This is a genomic window from Vibrio sp. YT-18 (genome assembly GCF_033337345.1).
GTDB lineage: Bacteria > Pseudomonadota > Gammaproteobacteria > Enterobacterales > Vibrionaceae > Vibrio > Vibrio alginolyticus.
On record NZ_JAWOQO010000003.1, the window covers coordinates 180,408 to 196,551 of the forward strand.

A 16,144-nucleotide genomic window follows, 5' to 3' on the forward strand; every position below is an offset into this window, starting at 1 on the left:
CTATGAACAAACTGGCATTCTTGTTCCCACTGTTGCTCGCCCCTTGCGTCGCTCACGCTGAGTCGCCACAAGGGGTAGAGTTTTTACATTGGTGGACTTCTGACGGCGAGCAGCAAGCGCTGCAAACACTTAAAGCTCAGCTAAAACGGCACGATATTGAGCTGCTGCAAAGCCCGGTGTTAGGCGGTGGTGGTGACAGCGCGATGACGGTACTGCAAGCTCGCGCGCTGGCGGGCAATCCACCGAGCTTCGCGCAAATCGAAGGGCCAAGTATTAAAGCGTGGGATGCCATCGGTATTTTGCACAACGTCAACGCGGTTGCCGATGAGCAGCGCTGGGACGAGGTGCTCTACCCACTGTCTATCGAAATCAACAAAACACAAAACGGCTATATCGCCCTGCCACTCACGCTGCACCGCTTAAACTGGTTGTGGGTCAACCACAAACTGCTTAAACAACTGAATCTGTCCGCGCCGAAAAATTGGCAAGAAATGTTCGCCGCCATGGAGCTTGCGAAGCAAAATGGCATCGTGCCAATCGCGGTCGGTGAGCAGCCGTGGCAAGTCGCCCAACTTTTCGAGAACTTAGTGATCTCCACTGGCGGCGTTGAGTTCTACACCAATGCAATGGTTAAACTTGAGCGAGACAGCATCGACAGTGATACCCTGCGCCAAGCGTTGACGCAATTTCGCCGCCTGAGTTTGTTGATCGACAACCAATTACCCGACAGTAAGTGGGATACGGCGACCCAAGCGCTAGCCGACGGTCAAGCGCTGTTTCAAATCGGTGGAGATTGGATTTTAGGTGAGCTGCTCGCCAATCAAGTCTCAGTCCCGCAAGAGGTCGGCTGTTACCCAACGTCTGACAGCGATGGTGTATTCCTCTACAACATGGACAGCTTGGTGTTTATGTCGAGCAAGTCGTTTTCTGCCGAGGCGGCTCTGCAAACCGCAAGCGCGCTGGCAGATGTCGAGTTTCAAGCTAAGTTCAATAAGGTAAAAGGCTCGATTCCGGTACGTACCGATATCGACATCAGCGATTTTAATCCGTGTCAGGTCCAGTCATATCAAGACTTTCACTACGGCGTTAAACACAACCTCGCTGTGCCGAGTATGATTGATTCGATGGCGGTCAATCCGGTTGCCCAGCAAGCGATAAACTCGGAAATCTTCCGTTTTTACCGCAATCCCAAGATGGAACCCGACGAGCTGATAAAACGCATTATTGCTATTTCGCAAAGCGGTTAATGGCAATGAATTTGTGCCGAGTGGAATAAAAAAGCCCCAATGATTGGGGCTTGAATGAAGCGAAGTATGCCGTTTAAAAATAGTGGAAGATCGGCGGTTCATGCATCAAGAAGTTTTGATGGGAGATGTTCCACGCATAGGCGCCTGCTAAGGTAAACACAACATAATCACCAATATCGACATGGGCGACGTGTTGATTGCGTGCCAGCACATCTTTGGGCGTACAAAGCTGGCCGACAAAGGTCGCTTGTGCATGCTGAATTGGGTGAGAAATCTCATGGTGTTGCTCGCTTTTCAGGATGACGAATGGATGGTCATGACTCTGCGCTGCTGGCGTGCGGAAGTGGTGAGTTCCCCCGCGTGCGATGACAAAGTTTTCGCCAAGATTTTGCTTAATATCCAGTACTTCCATCACGTAATAACCGCATGCCGCCGTGATGAAACGTCCGCATTCAAAACGCAGTGTCCAGTCTTGCGCTTGCTCTTTAGCGATGAGGAATTCCAACTTGTCGCAAAACTCCATCCACGGAAAGTGTTGCTCAGGGTTTTGGTAGTTGATGCCCATGCCGCCGCCCAAGTTGATCATTAGCTCACCGAGTTCGAACTCCTGTTGCCACGCTTTTACGACTTGGAAATAGCGCTGCATTAACGCTAAGTGACGCTCAACATCGAGCTGATGCGACATCAAGTGAAAATGGAAACCTTTCAGTGACACTTGCGGGAAATCGCGCAGCAACATCAAAGCATTACTCAGTTCGGACTCGTCCAAACCAAAAGGAGTTGGCTTGCCGCCCATCGCCAACTTGCTGAGCGTGATGTCGCCAATATCGATGTTCATACGCAAAAAGATCGAAGTAGGGCGGTTGAGGCGCTCGGTTAGTGCTCCAATGCGCTTTAGCTCGGTGAGGCTTTCGACATGAATCGCATCGACATCCAGCTCAATCGCTTGTTGCAATTCACTTGGCATTTTTCCTGGGCCGCCGAAGATCAATGGCTTATCGAGTTGTTGCTGGTGGAGGTGTGCCAACTCCCCACCAGATGCCGCTTCAAAACCATCGACATACGGCGCGAGCGTTTTAAGAATCGGGCCTGATGGATTGGCTTTGGCTGCGTAAAATAGCTCGACATTTTTCGGCAAAACGTGGCGCATTTGTTTGATGTGTTCTTCTAAGGCGTTTAGATCATACAAGTACGCGCACAAGGGTTGATTTTGCTGCTGTGCGAGCGTGTGAATTTGCTGGCTAACGCGTGTCGGTAGAGAGAGTGAATTAGACATGTTGCGCTCCTTTTTCGTGTTGCTGCCAAGGCGCAGCGACTTGGGTATAGCCCGACTCCTTATCGGCTTTTTGCATCAAACGCGTGGTGAAATTATTTTTGCTTGGGAAGTGACCGCCATTCTGCAACGCTTCTAGTTCCGGCTGTTTTCCATTCACTGACTGCCAACGCACAATGGCACTTTGCACCGCATTCCACAGCGTTTGCTCTAGTGGCTCATCACCTTCTGCGATGAAGAAAATCGCTTCGCTGATGTTGTTGATAAAGGTGCAGTATCCGATGCGATTCCAGCCTTGTTCGCGACTGTAGTAAACCGATTGTCGCGCGCGTTCAGACAAGTCAGTTAATGTTTCTGCTGGCCAGAACTCCGGCAGTAATTTAGTGCCTTCCAAATCACGAATCCAAACACAACACGGTATCTCTTGCTCAAAGCCAATTAAGGTGTTTTGCAAATGCGGCTCAAACGCCACCCCGTGTTTGAAGTAGTAATTAAACACGCCCGGGATCAGGCAATGCAAATAGCGTTCAAACCACAGTGTCGCGATGTCGGAATAGCGATTTTGCGTTGTACGCGCTTTGTTTTTAAGGCGTTGAGCAATGCAACTGTTGCCGTTTTTGTCGTAAGCAAACAGAGCGCCAGCGAGGGTTGGTTTCAAGATGTCGACTTCGCTCAGCGAGAAATTTTCGCGATACAAAATCCCAAACGATTCGCGTGCTTTGGTGTTGTCGTCCCAGTTGTGCTCAGCGACACTTTCTAGATTCAACGTGGTGGCGTAAGGCTCTGTCATCACTTTAAATACGGGGTTGTGCAGCTGTTCGTTTTCTCTAATTGGTTTGAGAATCGACGTGAGTTGCACGGCGCTGTCGAGTTCGTACCACGCGTTTTTGCGCACGCAATTGGTTAATCGTACGTTGATGGAGAATTTCGCAAACCAGTCCATGTCAGGGTGGTAGAGAGTACGAACTGAAGAGGTCGGCTGCATCTTTTCACCACCTAAACCCAGTGGCGTGATCTTGCCTTGTTCAATGGCACGCTTCACGCTTGGGTTGCTCAAAATGGTGTAGCTTTCCCAAGGATGACAAGGGTAGAGGGTCTTCCCATCGCTGGTGGCGTGTTGTGGCGCGAGCTGTTGTAGCATGCGTTGCGCAGGGTTAGCTTCTCCGTCGGAACTCAGCACATCAAGTAAGGACGTATCCACTTCAAACCAGTACAGCGGGACTTGCGCGCCGACTTCTGGAGAAAACGCTAAGAGATCATCCATGGTGACGCCCGAACGACTTTTCGGGGTCGGATGGAAAGTATGCCCCCAAATCAGAGATTGTTCCGAAGCGATAAATTCGTTGTGATGCGATTTGGGCGCGACGTTGAGAAACTGCTCGGTAACCAGCACGCTATTTTCCAGTTGTTCGATCAGCTCATGGTTAAACGGGATAGCCAATACCTGCTTGAGATAGTTAAGCAAAAGCGTAAGAGTTTGCGTGGCATCCAATTTCGCCCAACCAGATCCCGGCATTTTCGCCCAAGGCAGTTCTGCCAATTTGATTTTGCCCAGTTTGCTCGCGTAGTGAATCGGCAAAACCAACACGCCATTTTGTTGAGAAAGATGAACGGCTATCCGCTGTTTAGCGGGATAGTTGCGTTTTAACGTTTGGGGTAGCGATGTCGATTGGTAGTGCCATTCCACTTGTTGATTCGGTAGCGCAAATTCACGTAAGTAACAATTAAGAACACCCATTATCGTGTTGAGTTGGGCTTTCTCACGGTTGAGCTGCACCTCATGCGCGCGCAACTCGCTAGTCTGAGAGGATTGAGTTTGTAACATGTTGATTTCCAAATTTTGAGTGGAGAACCAGCGCGATCAAGGTGATTACGCTGACTATCGCAGAAAGTAGGAAAGGAACCTCAAGTAGCCCCAAGCTGGAAATGAAAGAAGCGCAAAATCCCGCTGCCACGCCACCCCATTTGGACATGGCATCAAAGCGAGAAAATACTTTGCCACTGAGTTTGCGATCCAGATTGCTCGCAAGATGCTGATGCAATCCGTGATAACAACACACCATCGCGATGCCGAAGATAATTCTCGCAGCAATGAGTGCGGTTTCGGACGCAATCAAATGCAAGGCAGAGCTCACGGCAAGCAATGCAAACCCAAGCCACAACGTGCGCAGCGGTTGATGGCGATTCAACCCATCTGACAACACGTGAATTTTTCCTGCCAGCAACAGATAGACGCCATGCGGCAGTGCGTACAAAAAACCGATCCATGCGTGGTTAGTGATGCCATATTGCTGCACAAACGGCGAGAAATAAGGAAAGGTCACCACCATAGAAAACGCAAACCCGAATTGAGCAAAGAAGATCCAACGAATGGCATGCATTGCGTTTTTCTGTGCAACCGGTTTTTCTTGCTGAGGTTCTGAGTTTGGCTTTTCGAGGTTTTGGTCGGCGGGTTTATCCGCTGGCAGTGTTAGCGTGATGCCCATCGCAATCAAAGGCAAAACGCATAACCAAAGGTACGCGTTGAGCGGGTTGGTCTCTGACAAGCTCCAGCCGAGCCCAATAGGCGCAACGATCAGCGCCAAGCGAGCAGATAGTTGGGTTTTATTGAGTGACTTGCCGAGTGTTTTGGCTTCTTTAATTTGACTAGATAAGTAGCTGTTCGAGGCGGCCATGGTGCCGCCAAAGGTTCCTTGAACAATAAGACCAAACACAAACATGGCGAGGTTGTCTGCCAAGCCGCACAGCGCAAACCCTGCTGCAAGGCCAAGTTGCGCACGCAAGAGTGAGCGGCGGCGACCGTAGCGATCGGCAAAGTTGCCCCAAAATCGCGCTGCCAACGCAGTACAAAACGTAGGTAGGATAAACAATACCCCTGCCCAGTCCGCATCAATGCTTGCGCCTAACGTTGGCAACACGACGGGTAGAAATAGCGGCATACCTAACGCGGCAAACGCAGCGATAAAGTGGCACAACAACACACTGTAGATGAGTTTGGTCATAATCGTTTAACGTACGCTTTTTTTGATGGCTTCTAAGTAGGCGCGCTGCGCTTCTTCGCTAGAAAGCAGTAAGAAGTTCGGGGCCGACAAACCATAGAACTTATTGATGTCACTCGCGCCGGAGGCTTCTTTCGAGAGCAAACTGCCAGAGCTCAACAAGTACTTGGCGTACAAATCAGGTGCCTCTTGCAGTAACTCGCGAGCCAGTTTTGTCTCTAACCCTTCGCCTTCCAATCGGTTGAGTTGCTCTGCAATGCTTTTGGCCACGATGGCGTAAAGCGATGCTGAAGAGGCAATGCCCTTCGCTGCCATGGCTTCTACAATCGCTGCGATATCCAATTGTAATGTGATGGTGGTAAACATCTGACCGAGCGCCAATTCATTGTCGACTTTGATGCGTTGATCGAGCAGTTCATCGCAATCCACTGGAAGTAGTTTTGCGCCGTGTTTTTGGGCAGCATGCTCTGTTGCAAAGTGGAAGCGCTCTGGCCAAATTCGCGCCGCGTCGTTGTCTTTCATCGCGAGCGTCATTTTGCCCTGTTGATCAAATGCAATGATGGCGTTTTGCTGGTTGGACTCCAATGCGATGCCATAACGAAGCCACAAGGTGAGGTGCACTTGGCATAATAGGTCGGCGTAATCTTGGAACCAAGCCAGCGTATCTTGTTGATAGTACTGCTCCGCCAAATGTTCTAAAAACAAGCGGTCGTCAGGCATTGGGCTTGCCAGTGCGGCAACCGGAACTAGCGCTTTGTCTTCGCAATGAATAAGTGGATACTCACGTACGATGTACGCAAAGGTCTTATCCTCGCCGACGTGTCCACCGTGTTTTTCGTTGCAATGGAACAAGCGACTGTTTAAATCGGCGTCCGTTTGTTCAAGGTGGCTGAGTAGGCGTTCAAACCAGTGGCCGTCATACAGTGTTGAAGGCTTGATTAAGCGAATATTTTTCGTGCCTAGCGATCGCATGATCAGCGGAACCTTGATGTGAATGTGCGGTGCCTCGTTGACGACCACAGTACGAACGGAAAGCGTCGGCGTCACGTCTAGATACGTTAAAGGCGCTTCTATCACACCTTCGGGTAAGGCTTCTAAAGATCGCAGGGTGAGCGGGTGTGCAGGGAACAGAACGTGGCTCAGTGCAAAATCAGCAGGAAGCCCCACTTGCTCCATGGTTGGCCAGCAATCAGGTTGTCCGCTGGTTAATGTTACCAGTGATTTTTCAATCGCAATCCAATGCAGAGCAAAGCTTTGTGCGAACTCGGGCGCGTACTTAGCTAGGTCTTTATCGCTCAGACCAAACTTCGCCCGCGCAGTTGGATAGTACGGATGGTCAAGGTAAGAAGCGATCTGGTCGGCTAGCAGCAGCTTTTTATGCCAAGAACCAAGCTCGGATATTGGTTGAGAAATGTGGTCTGCGTGATGATGAAACGCTTGGTCACACAGCGCTTTGTGTTTCTCTGCACATTCCAGTTCTTGAAGGTATCCCGCCAACAATTCGTGAGAGCTGTCATGCGCCAGTGTCGTTAGTAGTGCAATCCACTCTTTGTAATGTTGTTGATGTTCGACTTGGCCATTTTTCTCCACCCACCAACCTTGTGGTGCTTCTTCATTGGCGTGACCGTAGCGCCAGTGCTGCATGTAATACGTTGGCGCAACGGGTAAATACAACGTGAAATCAGAGTTGGCAAATATCAGCCAGACTTGCTCGCCTTGAGGAACAATTCCCCCTTTTGGCGCGTCGCTACTGAACTTGGCTTTCGACAAAATGCCAAACATGTCTTCGCGTAAGCAAGTGTCGATCAATCGTTGCGTTAGATACAAAGCGTCGTCATTCATGCTGCCACCTCACGAGTCGGAGCGAGATCGAAATTGCTAAGCGCGTTCTGCAGCGCTTGGTCGAGGTTTCGCCCTGATGGTGAGACAATCGAAATTCGGGCGAGATAATCCTTATTGGAATAACTCTGTTGGAAGTGTTCTCCAGCGGTTTTTAGTACCTGTTGCTGAGTGATGATATCGTCATCGTGTTGGATGAAGGAGGTTGAATCTCCATCAATCACACCACTGTGCTCCGCAACCACATAGTGCACGTGCGCTGACCCATGAATTTGGTAATCGCCGGCCAATCTTCGGCCCAAATGCAGACCCAAAATTGTGCTAAACCAACCGAAGTGAACGAGATTGTTGAGCAAGAATTCGCGGCCATCTCCAATACTGCGGTAGTTAATTTCCACCAGAACCGGGCCATTTTCCGTAATGATAAATTCGCTGTGGCAAACTCCAAAACCAACGCCGAACGCTTTAAGTTGAGCCAAGCAAGCTTCTCGGTGAGCAATGCCGTTTGGTCCGTTCCAGTCTGCGGCGGTTTCGATAAAGTAAGGCGGCTCAGAGAGCGACACATCAAAACCGCCCACGGCGATAAGTTGGTTACCGTCTCCTAAAGTTTCGAGCGTAACCAACGGTCCTTGAAGAAACTGCTCCACCAGAATGGCGGTGTTTGGGTGCTTTTGCCAAAACGCCTCGGAGTAAGCATCGAGCTCGCTTTGGGAGTCACAGCGCTGTACATCTAAACTTGCCACGCCTTCTTTGGGTTTTGCTACGACAGGGAAGGCCATGCCTAATGCCACATTCGAATGGCGATGCAGCAAACAGCTTTGTGTGTTGGGTAAGGATTTTTCATTTAACACCTGTCGAGTTAAGTGTTTGTTTTTGGCCTTTAACGTGACAGACCAATCTTTGGATGGGAGGCCAAAAAATTGCGCGCAGATGGCGGTGGAAGTTTGTAAGTGATCACTATTGCTGAAAATAGCGTCTGGCTTTAATTCATGCTCCGTGATGGTTTCGATGAGTTCTAATGGGTTGAAGACATCACATTCTAGAATGGTATCCGGATTAAAGTGACTATCACGACTCGCCAGCTCTAAATGGCTTAGCTTGTGGTCGGTGATAAGAACGACGTGAAGGTCCATCGCTTTAGCTGCAGGCACAAAGCCGTGAGTGACTGCATCGTTAACGACATGACTTACGATAATCATCGTAGATTTCATGAGCTTTCCTAATTTTCTAACATTTTCTTCTAACGTTGATAAAGTCGCTCACGGTCGTCTTCCAATGTGCCTCTCTCGAGACGGAGGGCAGAAGTTTTAGTATTTATTGTTATGATATTTGGTTTTTTTTGTTGTTAGTTGTGTTTTTAGGGTAAATAAATATAGAGCATAAAATTAATATTGCAAATAGAAATAATATTTGTTCTTATTTACATTCGTTGGCTTTATAACAACTAAACGGAATTATGGAATGAATAAATTATTGACCCTGACCCCCTTGGCGGTCGCGATTGGTTCTTCATTAGTAGCACCAAGCGCAGTGGCTTCAGAAGAGACGAACTCAACCTCATCAGCAACTGAAACGATTCAAGTCTTCGGTCATCAGTACGAAGGTTATGCTGAACACATGCCTCAATCAGGCACCAAAACCGATGTGGAATGGCTTGATGTGCCACAAGCGGTATCCGTAGTAACGAAAACAGAAATGCAAGACCGAGGCGCGGTGCGTTTAGTGGATGCGCTAGATGGGGTAGCCGGGGTCAATAACACCTTGGGCGAAGGCAGCCGCGATCAGTTCATGATCCGTGGTTTTGATTCACTCAACGATATGTACCGTGATGGCTTGCGAGATGACGGTACGTTGCAGTCTTACCGCAGCTTAGCGAACGTTGAACGCGTTGAAATTGTGAAAGGCCCTGCGGGTGCTTTGTATGGCCGCGGTTCGGCTGGGGGCATCATCAACTTGGTGACGAAACGCGCTAACGGTGAGAATTTTACTCACGTAAACGGTAGTGTAGGCAGCAACAACCAGTATGTTGGTCAGGTCGACAGCTCAATGGCGTTTACAGATAAGGTCAACGGGCGTATTAACTTGGAATACCGTCAAGCCGACTCGTACGTTGATCATGTTGATTCAAACGATTTCTTCATTGCACCGACCATTCGTGTGTTACCAGCGGACGGTCACACCATTGATATTGACGTGGAATACGCCCATCAAGAACTAGTGCCGTATCGTGGTGTGCCATCAAAAAATGGCAAGCCAGTTGATTTGCCAGTAAGCACTTACTTTGGCGGCACAAACGACTATCAGGAGTCAGACAGTCTCCGTATTGCGGTGGATTACGAATGGCGTCTGAATGATCAATGGGTATGGAACAACCGAGCGGCGTTCAACCATATCGAACTTGAGCAAAAAGGCACGCGTCAGGGCAAAGTGACGGGTAATGAAGTGTCTCAAACCGTCAACAACTTTGGTTACGATCCACGTACTACGACCACTTTACAATCGGAGTTGGTTTGGGAAACCAGGGACAATCAATTGATGGTGGGTGCAGATTTCAACCAGATCGATATCGACCTAACGTTGGCAAGTGACAAAACGCTTCCTCCGCAAAATATCTACGACCCAGTCGTTGGTCCAACGCCTGATCCGGGCTTTAAGCCATTTCGTGACAATACCACCACCACGACAGGTTTGTATGTGCAAGACGTCTATACGTGGGGTGACCTTTCTTTGATCGGTAACGTGCGTTACGACTCGATGGAACTCGAACAACAAAAAGCGGGCTCAGATAAGGAAAAATTGGATGATGACAAAGTCAGCTACCGTGCTGGTTTGGTATACCGCATCAATTCCGACACATCCGTATACGCCAGTTTAGCGCGCTCTTGGCAGTTACCGTACGCTGGTATCTACATCAATCCAAAATTGGCGGAATTCTTCCACACCGACTTAAAAGAGGTGGGTGCGAAAGCGTACCTTTTGGATAACGCATTAATGTTGAATGCGGCACTGTTCCAGATTGATCAAGAGCAACCACAAACTAACGTGGACGGCGATGTGATCGATAAAATTGAAGTGCGTCACCAAGGTATTGAATTAGAGGCTCGCGGTCAAATCACCAAACAGTGGGACATCTCTGTTGGTTACAGCTACTTAGATGCGGAAGACAAAGCCACAGGCAAAAAGCCGAACGATGTATCAGACCACTTGTTCTCTCTTTGGAGCACTTACCAATTGGATGACAACTGGCGTTTAGGCGGTGGTGTGAAGTACGTGGGCGACCGTTACGCAGGTAACGACGAAGCCGTCGCACTTGGCGATTACACAACGGTGGATTTGATGGCGGCGTACACCACTGGTCGTCACAAGATCCAAGCGAACGCTTACAACATTTTGGATGAGAAATACATTCTTGGCGCAACAAACGGCACGTCTGGCCTAAACCAGATTGGCTACGGCGCACCAGCCGAGTTCATGCTTAGCTACGGATACCAGTTCTAGGCTTGTTGTGCGTAGTTGGCGCACGTTAGCCGATTTTTTGCCTCTTATTGAGGATGTTTTAGCCCCGAGAGCCTACGGGAAATGTTTTGCCCGAGGCTCAATTTCTCGCAAAGGAGACCTTAATGTCTTACCAGAATTTGGATGGTAAAGTGCGTGTACGTGCTGGTTTGTCTACCACTTACAGTGTGCTTGCGATTGCAATCGCTTCTGCCACATCCATGAGCGCGGTTGCCGCTCCTGCTAAAAAAGAACAAACTACCGCGATGGAAACCGTCGTTGTCACTGGTAGCGTGATTGGTAAATCTGAAATTGAAGACGTCAAAGAGTACCCAGGTGCTCGTACCGTCATTACCCGCGATCAAATCGAGAAAACCGCCGCAGGCTCGATTGATAACGCGCTACAGCGCGTGCCGGGTATTAAAGTTCAGGATGAAAGCGGAACGGGCGTATTGCCTAACATTTCCGTACGTGGTTTGAAAGCAAGCCGTAGTGGTCATGCTCAGTTCTTGATGGATGGTGTACCGCTAACACTTGCGCCATATGGTCACACTGGTCAGTCTATCTTCCCAGCAACACTGTCGATGCTTGATCGTATTGACATTGTACGCGGTGGTGCCGCAGTACAGTACGGCCCAAACAACGTCGGTGGTGTGATCAACTTAGTGACCAAACCGATTCCACACACGTGGCAAACTGAAATCAGTAACCGCCTTACCGTGTTTGATGGCGGTGATGCGCCGCTGAATGATTTTTACCTACGCACGGGCGGCTGGTTAAGCGACACATTTGCACTACAGTTGGAAGGTAACTTCCTAAAAGGTGAAAGCTTCCGTGAACATTCCGATACGGACGTGAAGAACTTCCAAGCCAAAGCACAGTGGCTACTGAGTGACACTCAAGAGATTCAAGCATTCCTGCAACGTTACGATGCTGAAACGCAAATGCCGGGCGCACTTTCGCCACAAGATTACGAGCAAGATCGTCACCAATCGAAACGTCCTTACGATGATTATGAAGGTAAGTCGACGCGCTGGAGTGTTAAGTACATCCACGATTTGCCATTTGCCGACAGTGCCGAGCTAGAAGTGCTAACGTTTGGCCATAAGTCAGAGCGTCTTTTCAAGTGGGGCTTTAACAGCGCGGGTGGCCATTGGGCGGATCCGGCTCTGCCAGCGACGGACGTTCGTACCTCTCCACGTGAATTTACCGTGTATGGTATAGAGCCAAAAATGGCGATGTACTTTGGCGAAGGTAAATCCGTTACTCAAAACTGGATCGTGGGTACCCGTTATGTTAATGAAGACATTGACTACAAACTCACTCAGACTCCAATCGCCGGTGGTGCAACCAGCGTTCCGCGTGATTGGCATCTAGATACGGACGCGTTTGCTGGATACGTTAGCAACGAAATTGGTTTGTTCAATGATACATTGAAGGTAACGCCTGGGTTGCGTGTTGAGTCGGTTCGAATGACGTTTACCGATCGTGGTAAAAAACAAACAGCAGACAACACCGTGACGGAATGGTTGCCAGGTTTGACGGTGGCATACAACTTAACTGATCAGTGGGTGACGTATGCGAACGCGCAAAAATCACTTCGTGCGCCACAAATTGCCTACATCCGAGGCTTGGGTGAAGAAGGGAGCGAACTGGCTTGGAACTACGAAGTCGGCGCGCGTTACACCCAAGATGCGACCAGTTTTAACGCTGCACTTTATCGCATCGATTTTGAAGACCAACTGCAATGGCAAAGCTCAACGCAGACCTTCGATAACATCGGAAAAACACTTCACCAAGGTTTAGAACTTTCTGCTCGTTACGTGCCTGAAGTTCTACCTGCTCTGAGCTTGGGCGCAAGTTACAACTACCTCGATGCCACGCTTGAAGAAGAGGGTGCGAATAAAGGTAACCAGCTGCCTTACACCTCTAAACATCAACTTGGTTGGGATGCGACCTACGCGTTTTACGGCATGGACACCACGCTATCGGGCTTCTACTTCAGTGATTCGTATACCGATAACGCCAACACCAGTGCCGAAGACGCAACAGGTGCAACGGGCAAAGTGCCGTCTTACATGGTGTGGAACTTCAACTTAGGTACGGATTTATACAAAGACGACAAAGGCAAGTTACGCATGAATGTTGCAGTAAACAACTTGTTTGACGAGGAGTATTACTTCCGTGGGATTGATACCAGCCCAGTTGGTCGGTACCCAGCTCCGGGACGCTCTTACACACTGGATCTGAACTATCAGTTTTAAGCGTTTCGTTCACCGAGTTTGAAAAGAAAAGTCGCCAATTTACCTTGGCGACTTTGCCGATCTTAGGTACTGGAAAACACTTAGCACTGGAAAAAAGCAAGATGAAAAATAAAAAACAATTTACGATCAAACACTTTTCAACCGTTTTGCTGATGCTGTTGAGCTCAGTTTTTATGTCATTTTCCGCAAGTGCTCAGGTGCGCAGCGTGCAAGATGAGCAAGGCACTTTTGAGCTAGAAGCGATACCTCAACGTATTGTGGTTTTAGAATTTTCGTTTGTCGATGCATTAGCGGCAGTCGATGTCTCACCTGTAGGCGTCGCCGATGACAACGATGCCACACGAGTCATCCCTGCTGTTCGCGCCAAGATTGAACCTTGGCAATCGGTCGGCATGCGTTCACAACCGAGTTTAGAGGCGATTGCGGTGCTCAAGCCGGATTTGATCATTGCCGATGCCGAACGTCATCGCGCGATTTATCAAGATTTGCAGCGAATTGCGCCAACCTTGCTGTTAAAAAGCCGTGGAGAGACGTATAAAGAAAACCTCGAATCTGCACAGAAAATCGGGGTTGCGATTGGCAAGCAAGCGAAAATGACACAACGAATTGAGCAGCACAAACAGACAATGGCGGAGTTCAAACAGCATTTTGCGACACAAGAAACCATTCAGTTTGGTGTGGTTTCTGACAAAGGGATGTGGCTGCATAGCCCGGTTTCTTACGCTGGGGGCGTTTTGAGTACGCTGGGCATCCAAAGCCCGCTGGCTCCATCTGAGCAAAAAGCGTATATCCCAACCAGTTTCGAACTTTTACTAAGAACCAACCCTGATTGGTTGTTAGTTGGACTTTACTCTCAACCAAATATTGTGGATGAGTGGCGCAAAAACCCATTATTTAAGCTGCTAACCGCTGCGAAAAAACAGCAACTTGTTGAGGTATCTCCTGAACTGTGGTCGTTAAATCGCGGCATGTTGGCTGCGGAAGAAATTGCCCGCAATCTTGAAGCGTTATTGGAGCGCTCATGAGTTCGGCGATAAGCTCGGAAAGCGCGTCTTCGGTTAGCAAATCGCATTGGAAAGCGAGCTTGTTTGTCTGTGCTATGGCGTTGTGTACGCTCTCAGGCTATGCAGCCTCAATGATTGGCTGGTCCAACTTTTCTTTGAGCGTTAATGATCTGACAAGCTATTGGTTTGCGTTTGATGAGGGCAATATGCTGCATCAAATCCTCGCGACGCTGCGTGCGCCTCGTACCTATGCTGGGTTATTAATTGGCGCTTCGCTTGCGGTATCCGGAGTGCTGATGCAAGGATTGACTCGTAACCCTTTGGCGTCGCCATCCATTCTCGGCATTAATGCAGGTGCGGCGTGTTTTATGGCCTTGGCGTCCATCGGCGTACCATTCTTTAGTCAATTGAACCCAATCATCAACGCAGTACTCGGCGCGCTACTAAGTGGTGGTGCGGCCATGTTGTTGGGCGGTTTTTTCTCCGCGCGTTCTCACCCATTGCGTTTAGTGCTAGCGGGCATTGCCATCAGTGCACTGCTGATAGGGTTAACTCGTGCGTCGGTAATTTTGGCGGATGACATGGCTTACAGCGTGTTGCATTGGTTAACGGGTTCACTCTCCGCGGTAGATTCTGAGCAGTGGCAGCAACTGTGGCCTTTTGCGACTTTAGGTTTGGTGCTCGCCATGGGCTTAGCGCGAAACTTAAATTTACTCGCGTTGGGGGACGAAGTTGCTGTCGGGTTGGGTGGTAACATTCGTCTTACGCGATTAATCAGTGGTTTAGCGGTTGTGCTGTTGGCAGGAACTAGCGTAGCGATTGCTGGACCAATTGGCTTTGTCGGGTTGTTAGTGCCGCACTTGGTACGCCCGATTGTTGGTCACAACTATCACATTCTCATTCCGGTTTCCGCCTTGTGTGGCGCGGCATTGGTCACGTGGTCAGATGCTTTATCACGCGCGATTGCCTTTCCGGCTGAAACGCCAGTGGGCGTGATTACCGCGCTGTTGGGCACACCTTGCTTTATCGCGATTGCAATGAGGAAATCATCATGATGAATCAAACCAAACTGTTTGCATTAGTTGGATTGTTGCTGATTGCGTCTTCTCTCACGCTGTTTGTTGGCGCGGCGAACATGTCGGCTCAACAGGTTTTTGCATTGCTGTTTTCTTTCTCTGACTCGGACTTTGTGATTCACCAATATCGATTACCGAGAATGTTGCTCGCCATTGGCGTGGGCGCTGGGTTGGGGCTGTCAGGCGTTTTAGTTCAAGGCGTCATCCGTAATCCACTTGCCTCACCAGATTTAATGGGGATAAGCGCCGGAGCAGGACTGGCGGCTACCGCTTGTTTGGTGCTGTATCCGAATGCGCCAGTGGCAATGTTGCCGATGGTCGCCATGTCGGGAGGCTTGCTTGCTGCTGGCTTTATTGCTGTGCTGGCTTACTGGTCGAAACCAACACCAGCACGTTTGGCGCTGATTGGTGTTGCTGTCAGCGCATTTTTAGCCAGCGGTATCGATTTTCTTCTGATTGTGCACCCTATTGAAATCAACACGGCGATGGTATGGCTAACCGGCAGTTTGTGGGGACGAAACTGGCAACAAGTGCCGTTTATTTGGAGTGCTTTATTGCTGCTACTACCATTGGCGTTTTGGCTGGCTTGGCGGCTAGATGTTATGGGACTGGGAGAAGAAAGCGCCACTACACTTGGCACGAAACCAAGACAGATCCAAATTATTGCGTTGATTTCTGCCGTGCTATTGGCGAGTATCAGTGTGTCTGTGGCAGGCACGATCAGCTTTGTTGGCCTGCTTGCGCCGCATCTTGCGCGTTTGCTGTTTGGCCACAACCACAAGTTGTTGATTCCAGCCGCTGCAACCCTTGGCGCTTTGTTGGTGATTTGCGCCGATGGTTTAGCGAGAGGCTTACAGCCGCCAATTGAGCTACCAGCGGGAGTGCTGACATCTGTTATTGGCGCACCATATTTCATTTTTCTTTTGTATCGTTATAGAGGTTGGTAA

Annotated in this window: 11 protein-coding genes; 6 read left to right on the forward strand and 5 right to left on the reverse strand. The window is 49.4% G+C overall.

Annotation, left to right across the window (positions count from 1 at the left end; translation table 11 throughout):
• The first annotated feature begins 2 nt into the window (after positions 1 to 2).
• Complete coding sequence (locus R7M72_RS05590; RefSeq protein ID WP_318056097.1) at positions 3 to 1,247, forward strand: ABC transporter substrate-binding protein; 1,245 nt, start codon at positions 3 to 5, stop codon at positions 1,245 to 1,247.
• 73 nt (positions 1,248 to 1,320) lie between these two features.
• Here the strand turns inward: R7M72_RS05590 and R7M72_RS05595 are convergent, their stop codons facing one another.
• From R7M72_RS05595 to R7M72_RS05615, 5 genes are read right to left on the reverse strand one after another with little or no spacing between them, the layout of a single operon-like run.
• On the reverse strand, positions 1,321 to 2,523 hold the full coding sequence (locus R7M72_RS05595) for a type III PLP-dependent enzyme (protein ID WP_213903382.1): 1,203 nt from the start codon (positions 2,521 to 2,523) through the stop codon (positions 1,321 to 1,323).
• Entirely contained in the window at positions 2,516 to 4,345 is a 1,830-nt protein-coding gene (locus R7M72_RS05600) for an IucA/IucC family protein (protein ID WP_318056098.1), read from the reverse strand. Before R7M72_RS05600 ends, R7M72_RS05595 begins: the two co-directional genes overlap by 8 nt.
• Positions 4,317 to 5,522, reverse strand: coding sequence for an MFS transporter (locus tag R7M72_RS05605; RefSeq protein ID WP_053307987.1), 1,206 nt, complete (start codon positions 5,520 to 5,522; stop codon positions 4,317 to 4,319). Before R7M72_RS05605 ends, R7M72_RS05600 begins: the two co-directional genes overlap by 29 nt.
• Positions 5,523 to 5,528: 6 nt before the next feature.
• Positions 5,529 to 7,361 carry an IucA/IucC family protein gene (locus tag R7M72_RS05610; protein ID WP_285334793.1) on the reverse strand — a complete coding sequence of 611 codons (1,833 nt, stop codon included), beginning with the start codon at positions 7,359 to 7,361 and terminating at the stop codon, positions 5,529 to 5,531.
• Entirely contained in the window at positions 7,358 to 8,569 is a 1,212-nt protein-coding gene (locus R7M72_RS05615) for a hypothetical protein (RefSeq protein WP_318056099.1), read from the reverse strand. Before R7M72_RS05615 ends, R7M72_RS05610 begins: the two co-directional genes overlap by 4 nt.
• Before the next feature lie 250 nt (positions 8,570 to 8,819).
• Between R7M72_RS05615 and R7M72_RS05620 the strand changes: the two genes are divergently transcribed.
• The 5 genes from R7M72_RS05620 to R7M72_RS05640 all read left to right on the forward strand — a co-directional run bounded on the left by R7M72_RS05620 (position 8,820) and on the right by R7M72_RS05640 (position 16,144).
• Positions 8,820 to 10,856, forward strand: a complete 2,037-nt coding sequence (locus tag R7M72_RS05620) for a TonB-dependent receptor (protein WP_033906633.1) — start codon at positions 8,820 to 8,822, stop codon at positions 10,854 to 10,856.
• Between the two features lie 122 nt (positions 10,857 to 10,978).
• Positions 10,979 to 13,117 carry a TonB-dependent siderophore vibrioferrin receptor PvuA gene (pvuA, locus tag R7M72_RS05625; protein WP_017634503.1) on the forward strand — a complete coding sequence of 713 codons (2,139 nt, stop codon included), beginning with the start codon at positions 10,979 to 10,981 and terminating at the stop codon, positions 13,115 to 13,117.
• Positions 13,118 to 13,218: 101 nt separating this feature from the next.
• Positions 13,219 to 14,142, forward strand: coding sequence for a Fe(3+) dicitrate ABC transporter substrate-binding protein FecB (locus R7M72_RS05630; RefSeq protein ID WP_053308093.1), 924 nt, complete (start codon positions 13,219 to 13,221; stop codon positions 14,140 to 14,142).
• 74 nt (positions 14,143 to 14,216) lie between these two features.
• Positions 14,217 to 15,176: a FecCD family ABC transporter permease gene (locus tag R7M72_RS05635; RefSeq protein WP_395221061.1), complete on the forward strand. Its 960-nt coding sequence runs from the start codon at positions 14,217 to 14,219 to the stop codon at positions 15,174 to 15,176.
• Positions 15,173 to 16,144: a FecCD family ABC transporter permease gene (locus tag R7M72_RS05640; RefSeq protein WP_318056100.1), complete on the forward strand. Its 972-nt coding sequence runs from the start codon at positions 15,173 to 15,175 to the stop codon at positions 16,142 to 16,144. The genes R7M72_RS05635 and R7M72_RS05640 overlap by 4 nt, the downstream gene beginning before the upstream one ends.

Bases quoted from the DNA above. Each gene is read 5' to 3' on its own strand.
- R7M72_RS05590 (WP_318056097.1), top strand. From the start codon at position 3: ATGAACAAACTGGCATTCTTGTTCCCACTGTTGCTCGCCCCTTGCGTC.
- R7M72_RS05595 (WP_213903382.1), bottom strand. From the start codon at position 2,523: ATGTCTAATTCACTCTCTCTACCGACACGCGTTAGCCAGCAAATTCAC.
- R7M72_RS05600 (WP_318056098.1), bottom strand. From the start codon at position 4,345: ATGTTACAAACTCAATCCTCTCAGACTAGCGAGTTGCGCGCGCATGAG.
- R7M72_RS05605 (WP_053307987.1), bottom strand. From the start codon at position 5,522: ATGACCAAACTCATCTACAGTGTGTTGTTGTGCCACTTTATCGCTGCG.
- R7M72_RS05610 (WP_285334793.1), bottom strand. From the start codon at position 7,361: ATGAATGACGACGCTTTGTATCTAACGCAACGATTGATCGACACTTGC.
- R7M72_RS05615 (WP_318056099.1), bottom strand. From the start codon at position 8,569: ATGAAATCTACGATGATTATCGTAAGTCATGTCGTTAACGATGCAGTC.
- R7M72_RS05620 (WP_033906633.1), top strand. From the start codon at position 8,820: ATGAATAAATTATTGACCCTGACCCCCTTGGCGGTCGCGATTGGTTCT.
- pvuA (WP_017634503.1), top strand. From the start codon at position 10,979: ATGTCTTACCAGAATTTGGATGGTAAAGTGCGTGTACGTGCTGGTTTG.
- R7M72_RS05630 (WP_053308093.1), top strand. From the start codon at position 13,219: ATGAAAAATAAAAAACAATTTACGATCAAACACTTTTCAACCGTTTTG.
- R7M72_RS05635 (WP_395221061.1), top strand. From the start codon at position 14,217: ATGGCGTTGTGTACGCTCTCAGGCTATGCAGCCTCAATGATTGGCTGG.
- R7M72_RS05640 (WP_318056100.1), top strand. From the start codon at position 15,173: ATGATGAATCAAACCAAACTGTTTGCATTAGTTGGATTGTTGCTGATT.